14 protein-coding genes are annotated in these 16,690 nt (G+C 69.9%); 8 read left to right on the top strand and 6 right to left on the bottom strand.

Features of this window, described 5'->3' with window-relative positions:
• Positions 1–32: 32 nt before the first annotated feature.
• From ACTJJ4_RS06195 to ACTJJ4_RS06185, 3 genes are read right to left on the bottom strand one after another with little or no spacing between them, the layout of a single operon-like run.
• Positions 33–1,427, bottom strand: coding sequence for a dihydrolipoamide acetyltransferase family protein (locus ACTJJ4_RS06195; protein WP_440942466.1), 1,395 nt, complete (start codon positions 1,425–1,427; stop codon positions 33–35).
• Positions 1,424–2,452, bottom strand: coding sequence for an alpha-ketoacid dehydrogenase subunit beta (locus tag ACTJJ4_RS06190; protein WP_440942465.1), 1,029 nt, complete (start codon positions 2,450–2,452; stop codon positions 1,424–1,426). The genes ACTJJ4_RS06195 and ACTJJ4_RS06190 overlap by 4 nt, the downstream gene beginning before the upstream one ends.
• Entirely contained in the window at positions 2,449–3,552 is a 1,104-nt protein-coding gene (locus tag ACTJJ4_RS06185; protein WP_292700810.1) for a thiamine pyrophosphate-dependent enzyme, read from the bottom strand. The genes ACTJJ4_RS06190 and ACTJJ4_RS06185 overlap by 4 nt, the downstream gene beginning before the upstream one ends.
• A gap of 152 nt (positions 3,553–3,704) precedes the next feature.
• On the opposite strand from ACTJJ4_RS06185, the gene ACTJJ4_RS06180 reads away from it, so the two are divergent.
• A complete protein-coding gene (locus ACTJJ4_RS06180; RefSeq protein WP_285634326.1) occupies positions 3,705–4,142 on the top strand; it encodes an Lrp/AsnC family transcriptional regulator in 438 nt (145 codons plus the stop codon).
• Positions 4,143–4,170: 28 nt separating this feature from the next.
• Here ACTJJ4_RS06180 and ACTJJ4_RS06175 read toward each other — a convergent pair whose 3' ends face one another.
• The gene (locus ACTJJ4_RS06175; protein ID WP_440942464.1) at positions 4,171–4,821 is read right to left on the bottom strand and encodes an HAD-IA family hydrolase; all 651 of its coding nucleotides are present in this window, start codon (positions 4,819–4,821) and stop codon (positions 4,171–4,173) included.
• A 91-nt stretch (positions 4,822–4,912) separates the two neighbouring features.
• On the opposite strand from ACTJJ4_RS06175, the gene ACTJJ4_RS06170 reads away from it, so the two are divergent.
• A complete protein-coding gene (locus ACTJJ4_RS06170; protein ID WP_440942463.1) occupies positions 4,913–6,049 on the top strand; it encodes a DUF998 domain-containing protein in 1,137 nt (378 codons plus the stop codon).
• On the opposite strand, the gene ACTJJ4_RS06165 is transcribed toward ACTJJ4_RS06170, so the two are convergent.
• Complete coding sequence (locus ACTJJ4_RS06165) at positions 6,038–7,435, bottom strand: MFS transporter (RefSeq protein WP_440942462.1); 1,398 nt, start codon at positions 7,433–7,435, stop codon at positions 6,038–6,040. The genes ACTJJ4_RS06170 and ACTJJ4_RS06165 overlap by 12 nt on opposite strands.
• 298 nt (positions 7,436–7,733) lie before the next feature.
• Between ACTJJ4_RS06165 and ACTJJ4_RS06160 the strand changes: the two genes are divergently transcribed.
• The 3 genes from ACTJJ4_RS06160 to ACTJJ4_RS06150 all read left to right on the top strand — a co-directional run bounded on the left by ACTJJ4_RS06160 (position 7,734) and on the right by ACTJJ4_RS06150 (position 11,145).
• A complete protein-coding gene (locus ACTJJ4_RS06160; RefSeq protein ID WP_285634277.1) occupies positions 7,734–9,194 on the top strand; it encodes a glyceraldehyde-3-phosphate dehydrogenase in 1,461 nt (486 codons plus the stop codon).
• 85 nt (positions 9,195–9,279) lie between these two features.
• Entirely contained in the window at positions 9,280–10,329 is a 1,050-nt protein-coding gene (locus tag ACTJJ4_RS06155; RefSeq protein ID WP_440942461.1) for a winged helix DNA-binding domain-containing protein, read from the top strand.
• 27 nt (positions 10,330–10,356) lie between these two features.
• Complete coding sequence (locus tag ACTJJ4_RS06150; protein ID WP_440942460.1) at positions 10,357–11,145, top strand: thioesterase family protein; 789 nt, start codon at positions 10,357–10,359, stop codon at positions 11,143–11,145.
• A 146-nt stretch (positions 11,146–11,291) separates the two neighbouring features.
• Here ACTJJ4_RS06150 and ACTJJ4_RS06145 read toward each other — a convergent pair whose 3' ends face one another.
• Entirely contained in the window at positions 11,292–12,734 is a 1,443-nt protein-coding gene (locus tag ACTJJ4_RS06145) for an XRE family transcriptional regulator (RefSeq protein ID WP_292700831.1), read from the bottom strand.
• Between the two features lie 112 nt (positions 12,735–12,846).
• On the opposite strand from ACTJJ4_RS06145, the gene ACTJJ4_RS06140 reads away from it, so the two are divergent.
• The 3 genes from ACTJJ4_RS06140 (at position 12,847) to ACTJJ4_RS06130 (ending at position 16,690) form a co-directional block, all read left to right on the top strand.
• Positions 12,847–14,718 carry a phosphoenolpyruvate carboxykinase (GTP) gene (locus ACTJJ4_RS06140; protein WP_440942459.1) on the top strand — a complete coding sequence of 624 codons (1,872 nt, stop codon included), beginning with the start codon at positions 12,847–12,849 and terminating at the stop codon, positions 14,716–14,718.
• 174 nt (positions 14,719–14,892) lie between these two features.
• Positions 14,893–16,071, top strand: a complete 1,179-nt coding sequence (locus ACTJJ4_RS06135) for an FAD-binding domain (RefSeq protein WP_440942458.1) — start codon at positions 14,893–14,895, stop codon at positions 16,069–16,071.
• Between the two features lies 1 nt (position 16,072).
• Complete coding sequence (locus ACTJJ4_RS06130) at positions 16,073–16,690, top strand: helix-turn-helix domain-containing protein (protein ID WP_440942457.1); 618 nt, start codon at positions 16,073–16,075, stop codon at positions 16,688–16,690.

Genomic DNA, 16,690 nt, shown 5'->3' with positions numbered 1-16,690 from the left:
AGCCCTCACTTCTGTCCGTCCGGAAGCGCGGTTCAGACCCGGCCGTAGGCGCGCAGCGGGTGCTCGATGAGCTCCACGACGCGGCGCAGGAACCCGGCGGCGTAGCCGCCGTCGCACACACGGTGGTCGAACACGAGCGAGATCTGCGCGATGCGGCGGGCGACGATCGCCCCGTCGACCACCCAGGGGCGTTCGATCATGCGGCCGATGCCGAGCATCGCCACGTCGGGGTGGTTGATGATCGGGGTGGAGCCGTCCACGCCGAAGCCGCCGTAGTTGTTGAGCGTGAACGTCGAGCCGCGCAGCCGCTCGGGCGGCATCCCGCCGGCGCGAGCCGTGGCGGCCAGTTCGCGCAGCGCTGCATCCAGCTCCTCGACGCTCAGACCGTGGGCCTTCGGGATGACCGGCACCATCAGTCCGCGGTCGGTGTCGGCCGCGATGCCGAGGTTCACGCCCTCGAACGAGATGATCTCGGTGGCGTCCTCGCTGAGACGCGACGCCAGCAGGGGAAACTCTGCCAGGGCGATCAGCGTGTAGCGGGCGATCAGCGCGGTGAGCGACGGCGCCTTGCCGCCCTCGGGCGCCATCTGCGCGCGCAGGTTCCACAGCTCGGTCGCGTCGACGTCGACCCACACGGTCGCCTCGGGGATCTCGGCGCGGCTGCGCGACAGCTTGGCGCTGACGGCCTTGCGCAGCGGGCTCATCCGCTCGCGGGAGAGCACCGCGAGACCGTCCAGTTCCGCGCCGGCCGTTGCGGAGGATGCTGTGTGCGATGCGGATGCTGCGGCGGGGGCGGAGATGGTGACCCCGTCCACCGCCGTGTCGACGGCTGCGCGCAACACGTCCGCTCGGGTGATCGCGCCGTCGGAGCCGGTGCCGACGAGGGTGTGCACGTCCACGCCCAGGTCGCGGGCGAGCCGCCGCACCAGCGGCGATCGCACGGCGACGGTGCGCTTCGGTGCGGTCGGCGCCGGAGCGGCGGGCACTGCGGCGGCGGGCACTGCGGGCTGGGCGGAGGCGGCGGATGCTGCGCGAGGACGTCGACGGCCGGAGCCGGTGCGCTCGGTGGTGCCGTAGCCGATCAGCACGTTCCCGGAACCGGAGCCTGCGCGCTCCTCGGCGCGATAGGCGTCCTTCTCGGTGGTGTCGGATGCGGCGGGCGTCGGGGCCTCAGGGGCATCCGAGGCGACCTCGAGCACCGGGGCGCCGACGTCGATGACATCGCCGGGTTCGCCGTGCAGCGCCGTGATCACGCCCGCGAACGGGGAGGGCAGTTCGACGATGCTCTTGGCGGTCTCGACCTCGGCGATGGCCTGGTCGGTGGTGATCGTGTCGCCCACCTTCACGAGCCACTGGACGAGTCCGGCCTCGGTGAGGCCCTCGCCGAGATCCGGCAGGCGGAACACCCGCGCGGTCGTGGTGCTCATTCGGTGACCTCGTCATCCCAGTGCAGCGAGTCGATGGCGTCCAGGACGCGATCGGCATCCGGCAGGTACCAGTGCTCGAGCTTCGGCGGCGCGAAGGGGGTGTCGAATCCGGTGACGCGACGCACCGGCGCCTCGAGGTACTCGAAGCAGCGCTCGAACACGCGGGCCTGGATCTCGCTCGCGACGCTGACGTAGCCGGGCGCCTCGGCGACGACGACGGCGCGACCGGTCGAGCGCACGGCGGCGGTCACCGTCGCGTCGTCGAACGGGGAGAGGCTGCGCACGTCGATGACCTGCACGCTGCGCCCTTCGGATGCCGCGATCTCGGCGGCCTCGAGCGCCACCGGCACCATGGCCGAGTACGCCAGGACCGTGACATCGGTGCCCTCGCGGGCGACGCGCGCGGTGCCGAGGTCGGCCGTGACGGAGGTGTCGACCTCGCCCTTCGACCAGTACAGCTTCTTCGGCTCCAGGAACACGACGGGGTCGGGGGAGGCGATCGCCGCACGCAGCAGCGAGTACGCGTCCTGCGGTGTGGAGGGCGAGACGACGGTGAGACCGGGGGTGTGCGCGTAGTACGCCTCGGAGGAGTCGCAGTGGTGCTCCACGCCGCCGATGCCGCCGCCGAACGGGATGCGGATGACGATCGGCATCCGCAGGGCGCCTCGCGTGCGGTTGCCCATCTTCGCGACGTGACTGACCACCTGTTCGAAGGCGGGCAGGGCGAACGCGTCGAACTGCATCTCGACGACGGGGCGCATGCCGTTCATGGCCATGCCGACCGCGGTGCCCATGATGCCCGACTCGGCGAGCGGGGTGTCGAAGCAGCGGTCCTCGCCGAAGCGCTCGGCCAGCCCGTCGGTGATGCGGAACACGCCACCGAGCGCGCCCACGTCCTCGCCGAAGACGACCACGTCGGGGTCCTCGGCGATGGCGTCGGCCAGCGCGCGGTTGATCGCCGCGGCCATGGTCATGGTGCCGACCACGTGCGGGGTCTCGATCTCGATGTCGTTCGCCATGGTCATCGGTGACCTCCTGCGTCGGTGAGGGATGCGCGTTCGATCTCGCCGCGCAGCAGCTGCCACTGCTCCTCGAGCTGAGGGGAGCGCTCGGCGGTGACGAAGCGGAACAGGTCCTCGGGGTCGAGGTCGGAATCGGCGTTCAGCGCATCGCGCAGCGCTGCCGCGATCACCTCGGCGCCGTCGGCGATGGTCTGCTGCGCGGCGTCGTCGAGCAGGCCTTGCGCCCGCAGGAAGACCTGCATCCGGCTGAGCGGGTCGCGGTCCGCCCACGCCTTCACCTCGTCGCGGTCGCGGTAGCGGGTGTCGTCGTCGGCGTTGGTGTGGGCCTGCATGCGATAGGTGTGCGCCTCGACCAGCGAGGGGCCGCCGCCGCTGCGCGCGCGGTCCACGGCCTCGCCGAGCACGGCGAGAAGGGCTGCGACGTCGTTGCCGTCCACGCGCTGCCCCGGCATCCCGTAGCCGATCGCCTTGTGCGCGAGCGAGGGCGCGGCGGTCTGGCGGGAGAGGGGGACCGAGATGGCGAACTCGTTGTTCTGCACGAAGAACACCACAGGCACGTGGAACACGGCTGCGAAGTTGAGCGCCTCGTGGAAGTCGCCCTCGCTGGTGGAGCCGTCGCCGCACAGGGCGAGCACCACGGTGTCCTCGCCGCGATGCTTGGCCGCCTGCGCGAAGCCGACGGCGTGCAGAAGCTGGGTGGCTAGCGGCGTGGACTGCGGGGCGACACGATGCTCGGCCGGGTCGTAGCCGGAGTGCCAGTCGCCCTTCAGCAGCACCATGGCGTCTGCCGGGCGCACGCCGCGGGAGATCACGGCCACGGAGTCGCGGTACGTGGGGAACAGCCAGTCGTGGTCGCCGAGCACCATCGATGCGGCGACCTGGCACGCCTCCTGACCGTGCGAGGAGGGGTACACGGCGAGACGTCCCTGCCGCACGAGCGCATAGGCCTGGTCGTTGATGCGGCGTCCCTCGACGAGGCCGCGGTACGCGCGCTGCAGCGTCTCGGCATCCGGCAGCGCGTACTGCTCGTCGGCGACGGTCGCGCCGTCCTTGTCGATGAGCGCGACGGGAGTGTCGCGGGGGAGCAGGTCTTCGTGCTGCATCGTGTTCGCCTCCTTGCGGAACCTCTTCGCACAGTGTGCCGCGGAATCATCAATCGTTCGACATGGGAGGCCCAAGAGTGGACGTTCGACAGTACGATCGGCTGAATACGTACGAAGTGTCAGGATCTGCTGACGGAACGAAAGGGGTGCCGATGTCGGATCTGGATGCGGTGGACCGGGCAATCCTGGATGAGCTTCGCCGGGATGCGCGCACCTCCATGACGGCCATCGCCGACGCCGTGCACATCTCGCGCGCCGGTGCGCACGCCCGCATCAAGCGGCTGACGGATGCCGGGGTCATCACCGGCTACACGGTGCGCACGGACCCGGTGCAGCTCGGCCATCACGCATCGGCCTACGTCATGCTCGCCATCGAGCAGTCCAGCTGGCAGGACGTGCAGGCGCGGCTGCGGGCGATCCGGGAGATCGAGCACATGGCACTGGTCGGAGGCGACTTCGACGTGATCCTGCTCGTGCGGGCCAGCGACGCACGCGACCTGCGGCGCATCGTCCTGGAGGACATCCAGGCCATCCCGTTCATCCGCTCGACCCGCACCACGCTGATCTTCGAGGACTTCGGCCGCGACTGAAGCCCAGCGCGGCGAGACGCCGACCGGCTCAGCTGAGCGTGAGCTCGATCCCGTCCTGGTCCACGCGCACCTGCACGTGCGTCAGGTCGTCGACCACGAAGGTCGCACCGTGCGCGTGCGCGTGCGCGCCGACGCCGATGACGCGCATACCGGCCGCGAGCCCCGCCTGCACGCCTGCTTCGGAGTCCTCGAACACCACGCAGTCGGCCGGCTCGATGCCCAGCATCCGCGCGCCCAGCAGGAAGCCCTCCGGGTCGGGCTTGGATGCCGAGACGCTCTCGGCGGTCACGGTCATCGCCGGTGCGGTCAGCCCGGCCGCCTGCATCCGCGCGGTCATCAGCGCCACGTCAGCCGAGGTCACGATCGCGTGCGGTGCGTCCTGCAGGGCGACCAGCAGCGCGGCCGCGCCGGGGATCTCGACGACGCCCTCGACATCGGCCGTCTCCGTAGCGAGCATCTCGGCGTTCTCGGCGAGGTTGATCGCGTGGTCGCGGTCGGGGAGCAGGATCGCCATGCTCTGGTGCCCCTGGCGCCCGTGGATCACCTCGAGCACGCGTCGCGGGTCCAGTCCGTGCGCCTCGGACCACCGCAGCCACAGCCTCTCCACGACGGCCGTGGAGTCGACGAGCGTGCCGTCCATGTCGAGGAGGATCGCCCGGGCGCGGATGCTGTGAGTCATGCGCCCAGGCTATCCGCCGTGCCCGTGAAGGACGGCACGGCGGGTGCCATAGAGTGAGCGCGGGAGGCGGCCGGGAGCCGGCCGGAATCGGATGCCGCAGCTGAAGCAGATCGCCGCAGAGGTGCAGGACGTGCTCCGACGTCCGCTGGGAACGGCGGAGGCGCGCGAGACCGTCGCCCTCCTGGCAGGCGCAGCCGCGTTCGTGATCGGGTTCCCGGTCTCCTGGCTGATCTTCGGCGGTGCGCATCTGGCCATCACCGGCCCGGGATCGATCGGATGGTACGCGGCGGTCGGCGGTGCGATCGTCGCGGTGCTCGCCTTCACCGCCGGGCGGCTGGCCGTGCGACCCTCCGACGCGCCGGCCGATCAGCCTCGTGACGGCTTCGTCGGCCCCGCCGACCGGTTGCGCTGGTTCGACCTGATCGCGATCGGCGGGGCCTACGCGTCGATCGCCTTCCTGGGGTGGTTGGGCATCGCTCAGCTGCTGGAGCTGAGCTTCATCGGCGCTCCGGTGTTCGCCTTCCCCGGAGCGATCCTCGTCGCCGTGGCGTTCGCGCTGACCGCCTACGTGTCCTTCCTCGGCGCCGCGCGACTCACGCCCATGACGCTCTCCCTCGATCTCGCCGTCTTCCTGGTGGTCGGAGCCTTCGCCGCCATGCTCACCTCGAGCGATCCGAAATGGTGGCAGGACAATCTGTCCTCGCTCGGGCAGACGACCAACAGTGCGGCCCCCGCCTTCAACGTCACCCTGATCATCTCGGGCGTCATCGTGACCACCATCGCCCGGTACGCCACAGCGGGGCTCCCGGTCGACACCCGCGCTCAGCGCCGCGGGCGGACGCTGATGCGCACGGGGCTCGTGCTGGTCGGGATCTTCCTGGCCTGCGTCGGGGTGTTCCCCGTCGACCGCTTCTTCCTCGTGCACAACACCGTCGCCACCGGCATGGCCGTCGTCTACGCGATGCTGATCTGCGCGCTGCCGTGGCTGCTTCCGAGCCTGCCGAAGGTGTTCTTCGGCTTCGGATACACCTACGTCGCCGTGATCGCCCTGCTGGCGATCTTCTTCGCGACGGGCTACTACAACCTCACCGCGGTGGAGCTGATCGCGGCCGTCCTGATCTTCAGCTGGATCATCGTGTTCCTGCGCACCGCGAGCGTGACGACCGCGGCATCCGGCGGGGAGATCCCGGATGCCGCGGTCGGGGCGCGATCCGGATCAGCGTCCTGATCGCGGCGCGCGAAGCAGCGCGGCGCCGAGGAGGACGCCGATGACGGCGATGATCGCCGCGCCGGCGAATGCCGCGGAGTAGCCCGCGTCCGGGCCGGCGGACGCGGCCACAGGCGCCGAGACCGCCGACAGAGCGGCCAGCCCCAGCGCGGACCCGATCTGGTAGCTCGTGTTGACCAGGCCGGATGCCACGCCGGCATCGGCGGGAGGGGCGCTTGAGATCGCCGTGCTCAACGACGGGACGAAGGCGAGCGCCATCCCTGCTGCGGCCACCAGAGAGGCCGGGAGGACGTGCCAGGCGTAGCCGCCGTCCGCGAACGCGAGCCACGCGATGCCGCCCGCGAGTGCCGCGAAGCCGGAGACGACCATGGCCTGGGTTCCGAATCGGGCAGCCAGACGCGGGGCGATGAGCGTCATGCCCAGCACGATCAGCAGGGTCATCGGGATCAGCGCGGCGCCGGCCGCGAACGCCGAGGCTCCGAGGACGTTCTGCAGGTGGAGGTTCAGGAAGAACCACATCGGGATCCAGGCCGCTCCGAGCAGCAGCTGAGCGATGTTGGCTCCGCCGAGCTGCGGGATCCGCAGCATCCGAGGTCGCAGGAGCGGTTCCGCCGCGCGTGCCTGACGCGCACCGAATCCGATCAGCAGCAGGACACCGGCGCCCAACGCGATGAGGGTGGACGGGCTGGCCCATCCCATCTCCGGAGCCTGCACGACGCCGAACACGACCGCCGCGAGCCCGAGGGTTCCGGTGACCGCGCCGAGCAGGTCGACGCGTCCGGCGCTGCGGGTGCCTGCCGGGAACGCCGCAGGGACGAGCAGCAGGATCGCGAGCGCGATCGGGACCGTGACGTAGAAGACCCACGGCCATCCGAGGTACTCGGTCAGCACGCCGCCGAGGAAGACACCCGCCGTGCCGCCGATCGGCGCGGCGGCGCCGTACACCGCGAAGGCGCGGGGGAGCTGCGCCGTGCCGCCGAACAGAGTCATGAGCAGGCTGAGGGCCGCCGGGGCGATGAGCGCGGCTCCGGCTCCCTGAACGGCGCGGGCGGTGATCTCCACCCAGGGTGCGGTGGCCAGTCCGGCGCCGACGGAGCCGACGAGAAGCACCGTCCAGCCGAGGGCGAACATGCGCCGAGCGCCGAACAGGTCCGCCAGGCGGCCACCGACCAGCAGCAGTCCGCCGAACGCGATGACGTAGGCGTTGAAGATCCAGGTGAGGGCATCGGGGCTGAAGCCGACGTCGCGCTGGATGTCGGGCAGCGCGACGCCGATGATCGAGGTATCCATGATGACGACGAACTGCGCGGCCGCGATCAGCACGAGGCCGAGCCCGGTGCGCCTGCGGGTCGCCGTCTCTCCGGTCGGCAAGGTCTGGGTGGACACGGGGGAAGTCCCTTCGTAGGTGCGGATGCCGGGGTTCGGCGTCCGTCAGAAGGAGTAAACCAATACCCCCCGGGGGTATTCCGAAATGAACGTGCCCGATGAGATCCGCTCTGCGGCGTCGCGTCCGACCTACGACATAAGAAGGCCGATTCTTTTCAGAACGCCGGTTCCGGACGGGTCTTGCGCCCGGAAAACCGCGGGTTCATGCCCGGCCGGACGTTAGCCTTGATGTGGCGGATCCGCCTCCCACCTTCGCATCGTGAATCGACGATGCTGCACTACGCTCGCAAGGACGCACATGGAAAACGTCGTGACGCACCACGATGACTGGCACATCAATGAAGAGCTCGCCGAGCGGATGATCCCGCTGATCGGCGGCCTGAACCGCAAGCACGACGTCGTGACCTCGCTGCACGGCCACCGCCTGCTGGGCCTGTCGACTACCGGCATCCTCGAGGTGCACGAGCGCGTCGCGCAGCTGGGGCACAGCCACCTGGCCCTCACCGACACGCTCGCCGTGCTCGAGGCGCTGCGTGAGATCGGTCCCGGCGCCTCCTCGCTGGACGTCGCCCGACTGGTCGAAGGGCACGCCGCGAGCGGCATGGACCTCGTCGCATACCTGCGCGGCGAGCTCGCGCCCGCACTGGACGCCGAGCTCTCCGAGCCGGTCGACGTGGTGCTGTACGGCTTCGGCCGGATCGGCCGCCTGCTCGCCCGTATCATCATCGCTCACAAGGGCGGCGGCAGCGGTCTGCGCCTGCGGGCGATCGTGGTGCGCAAGGGCGCCGAGAACGACCTGGTCAAGCGTGCCTCCCTGCTGCTGCGCGACTCCGTCCACGGCCGCTTCGAGGGCACCGTCGACGTCGACGAGGCCAACTCCCAGATCATCGCCAACGGCACCCGCATCCAGGTGATCTACTCCGACGACCCCGGGACGATCGACTACACCGCCTACGGCATCCGCGATGCGATCGTCGTCGACAACACCGGCCGCTGGCGCGACGAGGCGGGCCTGAGCCGCCACCTGGAGTCCACCGGCGTCGCGCGCGTGCTGCTCACGGCGCCCGGCAAGGGCGAGCTGAAGAACATCGTGCACGGCATCAACGACTCCACGATCGAGCCGGGCGACCGCATCCTGTCCGCAGCATCGTGCACCACCAACGCGATCACCCCGGTGCTGGCGGCGATGAACGAGGCCTACGGCATCGTGCGCGGCCACGTCGAGACCGTGCACTCGTTCACCAACGACCAGAACCTGATCGACAACTTCCACAAGGGCGACCGCCGCGGCCGCTCGGCGGTGCTCAACATGGTCATCACCGAGACCGGCGCCGCCAAGGCCGTGGCCCGTGCGCTGCCCGAGCTCGCAGGCAAGCTCACCGGCTCCGCGATCCGCGTCCCCACGCCCGACGTGTCGCTCGCCGTGCTGCACCTGACGCTCGAGAATCCGGCCACCAAGGACGAGCTCAACGACTACCTCCGCCGCGCCTCGCTGCATTCCAAGCTGCGTCAGCAGATCGACTACGTCGAGAGCCCGGAGGTCGTCTCCAGCGACTTCGTCGGTTCGCATCGCGCGGGCATCGTCGACGGCCTGGCCACGATCGCCAATGACAAGGACGTCGTGCTGTACGTCTGGTACGACAACGAGTACGGCTACTCCTGCCAGGTGGTGCGCGTGCTCGAGGTGATGGCCGGCTCGCACCCGGTCGTCCTGCCGGCCCGCCGTGAGGTCACGCTGCACGAGGACGTGCTCGTCTGACCGTGTGACACCGCGGTGCGCCGCCCTGGGATCAGAGCGCCCCGGGCGGCGCACCGATGTCGGACGCTCCCGGCATGATGGACGGATGACACCCCGTGCACTGCTGGAGCGCCGACTCCGCTCGCATCGGCTGACGGCCCCCGCCGCGACTCCGGTGGATGCTGCGCGGCACATGCTCGCCGTGCAGAGCCAGGACCTGCTCGCCGGGCGCTGGGCGCTCGGCGTGCGCACCAGGGGGACGCCGACTCTGACGGCCGTGGATGCCGCTTTCGAGTGCGGCGAGCTGGTGCGGGCGTGGACCATGCGCGGCACCCTGCACATCGTGCCGGCTCGGGACCTCGCCTGGGTGCTGTCGGTCACGGCCGAGCGCCAGCGGCGCCAGGCCGCCGGCCGGCATCGGGACCTGGGCATCGACGACGACGTGATGACGGCCGCGTCGCACGCACTCGCTCCCGCTCTCCGAGACGGCGGATGCACACGCGCGGAGGCGTTCGAGCGGTTCGAAGGGGTCGGTATCGATCCGCGGAACCAGCGCGGAATCCACCTGCTCTTCGCCCTGACCATCGCGGGGGAGATCTGCCAGGGCCCTCTGGCGCCGAACGGCAGGGGAGTCGCTCGCGAGCAGCGGTTCGTGCGGGTGGAGGACGCGATCCGGGAGTCGGATGCCCCGGCCGACCCGCTCGCCGAGCTGTTCATCCGCTACATCGACGGACACGGTCCCGCCGGCGTCGCCGACTTCGCGTGGTGGTCCGGTCTCACGCTCGGAACCGCCCGAGGGGCGGCCGAGCGTGCCGCGGACCGGGTCGAGGAGGTCGACGAGGGACTGTTCGCGGCATCGTCCACGCCTCGGCGCTCGCCGAAGGCCGCAGGAGCCTTCGCGCTCCCCGCGTTCGACGAGTACTACATCTCCTACGCCGATCGCACCGCGGTCTGCGCCCCGGAGCACCTCGATTCCGTGGGGCCGGGCAAGAACGGGATGGTGCGCGCCACGCTCGTCGCGGACGGCCGGGTCGTGGGCACCTGGTCGCACGCCGACGCCACCCGGCATCTGCCTCCCGAGCTGTTCGACGGGTCGACGCAGGCGGAGTCGGCCGCGACCGCGCTCGCCCGCTTCGCCGCCTTCGTGGCGGCCTGAACCGCGGCATGCGCCGCAGTTGACAGAATGAATGGCGTGTCGAGCTACTTCCATCGTCTGTCCGAGACCGCCTTCGAGCCCACCGAGCATGTCGGCGGCGCGTGGAATCCCGACGAGCAGCACATCGCCCCGGTGCTCGGCCTGCTCGCGCACGTCGTCGAGGTGGAGCACGCCGTGCGCCGGCCCGATGTTCCGCTGGTGCTCGCCCGCGCGAGCTACGACATCCTCGGAGTCATCCCGATGGACGCCTTCGAGATCTCCCCGCCCCGTCTGGTCCGTCCTGGCCGCACGATCGAGCTCGTCGAGGTGACGCTGAGCCACGGGGGTCGCGCGGCGGCGACGCTGCGGGCATGGATGCTGCAGCCGAACGACACCGACGCGATCTCAGGCATCCCGCTGCCGACGATGCCCGACCGGGAGACCCTGCCGGAGTGGTCTCCGGCCGATGTCTGGCCCGGCGGCGCCATCCGATCGATCGACGCCCGCCGGGACGCGGTCGGGCCGGGCCGGTCGCGCGCGTGGATCCGCCCGCAGCATCCGCTCCTGGACGGGGAGGCGATCTCAGCCCGGTCGCGGATGCTGGGCATGGCCGACTTCGCCAACGGCATCGCCACGCGGGTCGCGCCCGAGCGCGCGCTCTATCCGAACATCGACCTGACCGCGAGCATCTTCCGCGAGCCCGCGGGCGAGTGGTTCGGCCTGGACACCTCGGTGTCGTTCGGCCCCGACGGCATCGGACTCACCGAGTCGGTGCTCAGCGACGCCGACGGCCCGGTGGGCACGTCATCGCAGACGCTGACGGTTCGCCCGCGCTGAGGAATCCGCTCTCACTGCTCAGGTTCGGTCGCACCAGAACAGGAGCTTTGCTGAGAACAGGACGATCCGCTCGGGAAACAGCATGTTCCCGGCAGTCCTCCTGTTCTCAGCGGCCGTCGGCGGGATGCCGGAGACGGGAGCGGATGCTACTCGTCGACGTGGCGGTCGAGGAACGCGTAGACCTCGCTCTCCTCGACGCCGGGGAAGGCGCCGCGGGGGAGCGGTGAGAACATGTGCGTGTGCACGCGGGCGCTCGGCCATGCACGCCCCTCCCACCGCTGCGACACCGCAAGGGGCGCACGCCGGCAGCACGCCTCGTCGGGGCAGGTCGACTGCGCACGATGGGTGGTCTCGCGCCCGCGCCACCAGCGCGCGTCGTCGAACGGCACGCCGACCGTGATCGAGAAGCCGCCGGAGCTGGTCGACCCGGTCTGGGTCGCGCACCAGAACGTGCCGGACGGGGTGTCGGTGTACTGGTAGTGCTCGGTGGTGCGGTTTCGCTGCTCGAACGCGGCCCGTGCGGAGAACTTGCGGCAGGCGGGCTGTCCTTCGACAGCCCCCGTGACGTCCATCGGCAGGGGAAGATCGTCGTTCTCGTACACACGGGTGATGGCGCCGTTCTCGTCCACGCGCAGGAAGTGCAGGCGCATGTCGAGGTGGTGGGTCATCAGGTTGGTCATGCGCAGGCCGGCGGCCTCGTGCGTGACGCCGAAGGCGTCGCGGAAGTCCTCGACCGCGAGGTTGCGGTCCTTCCTGGCCTGCTGCAGGAACGCCACTCCGGCGCTCTCCGGGATCAGGCAGCACGCGGCGAAGTAGTTGATCTCCAGTCGCTGCTGCAGGAAGTCGGCGTAGTCGGTCGGGCGGGTGTGTCCGAGCAGCCGGTGCGCCATGGCCTGCAGCGCCATGGACCGCAGGCCGTGACCGCCGGGGATCGAGGCCGGCGGCAGGTAGATGCGGCCGTTGTCCAGGTCGGTGATGGAGCGCGTGGAGTGCGGCAGGTCGTCGACGTAGATCAGCTCGAAGCCGAGTCGCTCGGCCATGATGCTGACCGTGCGATGCGTCAGCGCGCCGGAGACGTGGCCGGCGGCCTTGAGCTGCTTCTCGGCCAGCGCCTCGATCTCCGGCAGGTAGTTCGACTTCTCGCGCATGGTGAGCCGCAGCTCGGTGTTGGCTCGACGCGCCTCCTCCGGCGTGGCGATGGCCTCGCGCTCGCGGCGGTGCAGCTCGCGGTGCAGGCCCAGCACGGCCTCGATGGTCTCGTCGCTCATGCTCTTCGACACGCGGATCGGCGCGATGCCCAGCTGACGGAACACCGGACTCGTCTGTGCGCGATCCAGCTCGATCTCCAGCGCAGCGCGATGGTTCGGCGGCTCACCCGAGATGAGGTCGGCGACGTCGGTGCTGCACGCCAGGGCGATGGCCTGCAGCAGCGAGAGCTTGGGCTCGCGCTTGCCGTTCTCGATCAGGCTCAGCTGCGAACCGGCGATCCCCACCAGGGAGCCGAGCTCGTCGAGCGTGAAGCCCTTCTTGGTGCGGTGATGCCGGATGCGATGTCCGAGAGTGCTGAGCTCGAGTCCACTTGTCGCCATTCCTTGAGCATACACGAAAGAAACTGGCTTCTTTCAAGCCGAAACGGCCGAAAGCGGGCGGAAAGTGCGCGGAAGATGGATGTATCGCCCACCTCTTCACAAAGGAGCACCCATGGCTATGGCTGAAACATACGCCCCTCGCACTTCCCCGGTCGCCCCCGTGCGCAGCTTCGGGGCCGTGCCGGCGTATGACACCCCGGCCATGGCCGAGCTGCGCGAGTGGGTCGACGGCATCGCCGCGCTCACCCAGCCCGCTCGCGTCCACTGGATCGACGGCTCCCGTGCGGAGAACGACGCGATCCTGCGCGAGCTGGTCGACGAGGGCAAGATCATCAAGCTCAACCCCGAGTGGCGGCCCGGCTCCTACCTGGCACGCTCGCACCCCAGCGACGTCGCGCGCACCGAGGGACGCACCTTCATCTCTTCGGAGAAGGAGATCGACGCCGGTCCGACCAACAACTGGGCGGACCCGGTCGAGATGCGCGACACGATGAACCGCATCTTCGCCGGCTCCATGCGCGGCCGGACGATGTACGTCATCCCGTTCTCGATGGGTCCCGTCGGCGGCAAGCTCTCGCACATCGGCGTCCAGGTCACCGACAGCGCCTACGCCGTGGCATCCATCAACATCATGACCCGCGTCGGCGATGCCGTCACCCGCCAGATCGCCGAGGGCGCTCCGTGGGTCAAGACCGTGCACTCGGTAGGTGCGCCGCTCGAGCCCGGCGAGGCCGACGTCGAGTGGCCCTGCAACGACGAGAAGTACATCGTGCACTTCCCCGAGACGCTCGAGGTCTACTCGTACGGCTCCGGCTACGGCGGGAACGCCATCCTCGCCAAGAAGTGCTTCGCCCTGCGCATCGCCTCGGTGATCGCCCGTGACGAGGGCTGGCTCGCCGAGCACATGCTGCTCATCCGCGTGATCGACCCGAAGGGCAAGGCGTACCACGTGGCCGCCGCGTTCCCCTCGGCCTGCGGCAAGACCAACCTCGCCATGCTGCGCCCGACGATCCCGGGCTGGAAGGTCGAGACCCTCGGCGACGACATCGTCTGGATCCGTCCCGGTGAGGACGGCCGCATGTACGCGATGAACCCCGAGGCCGGCTTCTTCGGCGTCGCTCCCGGCACCGGCGAGTCCACCAACGTCACCGCTGTCGAGACCCTGTGGGGCAACACGATCTTCACGAACGTGGCGCTGCGCCCGGACGGCGACGTGTGGTGGGAGGGCCTGACCGATGAGGCACCGTCCGAGCTGACCGACTGGCAGGGCAACCCGTGGACGCCGGAGTCCGGCCGCCCCGCGGCGCACCCGAACTCCCGCTTCACGGTCTCGGCCGCGCAGTGCCCGCAGATCTCCGCGGACTGGGAGGACCCCGAGGGCGTCGCCCTCGACGTGATCCTGTTCGGCGGTCGCCGTGCGACCAACGTGCCGCTCGTCGTCGAGGCCACCGACTGGACGCACGGTGTCTTCCTCGGATCGATGATCTCGTCCGAGCGCACCGCCGCCGCAGAGGGCACGGTCGGCGAGCTGCGTCGCGACCCGTTCGCGATGCTCCCGTTCTGCGGCTACAACATGGGCGACTACTTCGGCCACTGGCTCAAGGTCGGGCGTCAGCTGCGCTTCGATCGCGCGCCGCGCATCTTCCAGGTGAACTGGTTCCGCCGCGGCGAGGACGGGCGCTTCCTGTGGCCGGGCTTCGGCGACAACTCGCGCGTGATCGACTGGATCATCCGTCGCATCTCGGGCGAGGTGGGAGCCGTCGACAGCCCGATCGGCCGTCTTCCGCGACGTGAGGACCTCAACCTCGACGGGCTGACGATCTCGGATGCCGATCTCGACGAGCTGTTCGATGTCGACGTCGACGCCTGGATGGCCGAGGCCGACTCGACCGAGGAGTACTTCGGCATCTTCGGCGACCGGCTTCCCGCCGCCCTGCGCAGCGAGCTGGAGGCGCTGCGCTACCGGCTCAGCACCGCGCGCTGAGCCCACCCCGACCCGCGACGGCGGGATGCTGGAGACGACCCATGGCTGAGTGGTCTCCGGCATCCCGCCGTCGCGCTTCTCCGCCGTCGCTGCTCGAAGAGTGAGGCTTTCGGAGAGCTGCAGGAAGAGGTAGTTTCAGACCAGTGGTCTAACCAATGGTCTGAAAGGTTGAGCATGCGCACACTGATCGTCGGCGCCGGTGTTGCCGGCCCGGCACTGGCTTACTGGCTGCGTCGCGCCGGTCACGAGGTCACGCTTGTCGAACGTGCGCCCCGCTTGCGCACTGGCGGCTACCTGATCGACTTCTGGGGCGCCGGGTTCGAAGTGGCCGACCGAATGGGCATCGCACCGCGCCTGCTCGAGGAGGGGTACGTGCTCTCCGGTGCGCACGACGTGGATGATCGCGGCCGTGTCCGCGCACGCGTGGACCAGGCGCGCCTGGCGGAATCGGTGGGTGGCCGGTACGTGAGCATCGTGCGCTCGGATCTCGCCCGGGCACTCTGCGACTGCCTGGATGCGGGCGTCGAGATGATCATGGGCGACACGGTCGCGGCGCTCACCGATCGCGGCGACCACGTCGACGTGGAGTTCGAACGCTCCGAACCGCGGAGGTTCGACCTCGTGTTCGGGGCGGACGGCCTGCATTCGCGCGTGCGCGAGCTCGCATTCGGTCCGCAGGAACGGTTCGAGCAGGAGCTCGGCATCGCTGTCGCCGCGTTCGACGTCGACGCCTACCGCCCGCGGGACGAGCACACCGTCGTCATGCACGCGGCGGTCGGCTCGCAGAGCGCGCGGGTCGCGCTGCGCGATGACGTCACCCTGTTCCTGCTCACGTTCCGGCACGACGGCGCGCTGCCAGACGATCCCGAGGCGCAACGCAAGCTGGTGCGAACGGCGATGGCGGATGCCGGCGGCGAGACGCCGAAGATCCTTGAGCACCTGCCGCGGGCGCGAACGCTGTACCTCGATCGTGCCAGCCAGATCAGGATGCCGCACTGGAGCCGCGGCCGTATCGCTCTGCTCGGCGATGCGGCGGCCTGTCCCTCGCTGCTCGCCGGGCAGGGAGCCGCGCTGGCAATCGCCGAGGCGTACGTGCTCGCTGTCGAGCTGGTGCGCAGCGGTGGAGATCATCGGATCGCGTTCGGGGAGTATGAGCGACTGATGATGCCGATGGTTCTGGCGAAGCAGAACGGCGCCCGGGGGCTTGCGACAGCCTTTGCGCCGCTCACCCGCGGCAAGCTTCGGCTTCGGAATGCGCTGTTCCGGATGATGGGCATCCGGTTCGTGGCGAATCTCGTGATGGGGCGCAGCCTGCGCGATCCCATCGAGGTTCCGGACTGGCCGGGGGCATGAGGTGCCACGCGTCCGTTTCGAGCGCCTCGACTCCGTGCAGCAGGCCGTCATCCTGGAAGCGGCCCTGCGCGAGTTCTCCACCCGCGGCTACACCGAGGCGTCGCTGAACCGCATCATCGCGGCGGCCGGCCTGTCGAAGGGGGCGATGTACTACTACTTCGATGACAAGGCCGACCTGTACCTGTACGTGGTCAGCACTCAGATGGCGCGCCTGGCGGGGTCTCCTGCGGATCTCGAGTTCCTGCGCGCGCGGAGCGCGGACGACTTCTGGTCGATGCTGGAGTCCGACAGCATCCGGATGCTGACGCGGCTCTCGGAGCTCCCCGATGTCACCGCCGTTCTGCGGGACGCGATCGCGGGCACAGGGACTGCCGTGATGCGGCGCGGGGGAGGCGAGGTCGAAGCGGTGACGCAGTCCTGGATCGAGCGCGCCATCGGGTACGGACAGCAGCGGGGCGCCGTACGCGCCGACGTGCCGATCGGGCTGCTCGCCGCGGTCGCCGGTGCGATGATGCAGGCGATGGACGCCTGGTATCTGAGCCGCCGCGACGTCGCGCATCCGGATCGTCGCGTCGTGCACGACTTCATTGGGATGCTGCGGCGAGCACTGCAACCCTGA

The organism is Microbacterium sp. 22195 (assembly GCF_052056515.1).
Classification (GTDB): domain Bacteria; phylum Actinomycetota; class Actinomycetes; order Actinomycetales; family Microbacteriaceae; genus Microbacterium.
The sequence above is the reverse complement of the archived record's forward strand: the minus strand, read 5'-3'. Positions and strand labels throughout refer to the sequence as shown.

Excerpts from the sequence above, each read along its gene's own strand:
- ACTJJ4_RS06155 (WP_440942461.1), top strand. The coding sequence starts at position 9,280 with ATGACACCCCGTGCACTGCTGGAGCGCCGACTCCGCTCGCATCGGCTG.
- ACTJJ4_RS06190 (WP_440942465.1), bottom strand. The coding sequence starts at position 2,452 with ATGACCATGGCGAACGACATCGAGATCGAGACCCCGCACGTGGTCGGC.
- ACTJJ4_RS06145 (WP_292700831.1), bottom strand. The coding sequence starts at position 12,734 with ATGGCGACAAGTGGACTCGAGCTCAGCACTCTCGGACATCGCATCCGG.
- ACTJJ4_RS06135 (WP_440942458.1), top strand. The coding sequence starts at position 14,893 with ATGCGCACACTGATCGTCGGCGCCGGTGTTGCCGGCCCGGCACTGGCT.
- ACTJJ4_RS06140 (WP_440942459.1), top strand. The coding sequence starts at position 12,847 with ATGGCTATGGCTGAAACATACGCCCCTCGCACTTCCCCGGTCGCCCCC.
- ACTJJ4_RS06175 (WP_440942464.1), bottom strand. The coding sequence starts at position 4,821 with ATGACTCACAGCATCCGCGCCCGGGCGATCCTCCTCGACATGGACGGC.
- ACTJJ4_RS06195 (WP_440942466.1), bottom strand. The coding sequence starts at position 1,427 with ATGAGCACCACGACCGCGCGGGTGTTCCGCCTGCCGGATCTCGGCGAG.
- ACTJJ4_RS06150 (WP_440942460.1), top strand. The coding sequence starts at position 10,357 with ATGAATGGCGTGTCGAGCTACTTCCATCGTCTGTCCGAGACCGCCTTC.
- ACTJJ4_RS06185 (WP_292700810.1), bottom strand. The coding sequence starts at position 3,552 with ATGCAGCACGAAGACCTGCTCCCCCGCGACACTCCCGTCGCGCTCATC.
- ACTJJ4_RS06180 (WP_285634326.1), top strand. The coding sequence starts at position 3,705 with ATGTCGGATCTGGATGCGGTGGACCGGGCAATCCTGGATGAGCTTCGC.
- ACTJJ4_RS06170 (WP_440942463.1), top strand. The coding sequence starts at position 4,913 with ATGCCGCAGCTGAAGCAGATCGCCGCAGAGGTGCAGGACGTGCTCCGA.
- ACTJJ4_RS06160 (WP_285634277.1), top strand. The coding sequence starts at position 7,734 with ATGGAAAACGTCGTGACGCACCACGATGACTGGCACATCAATGAAGAG.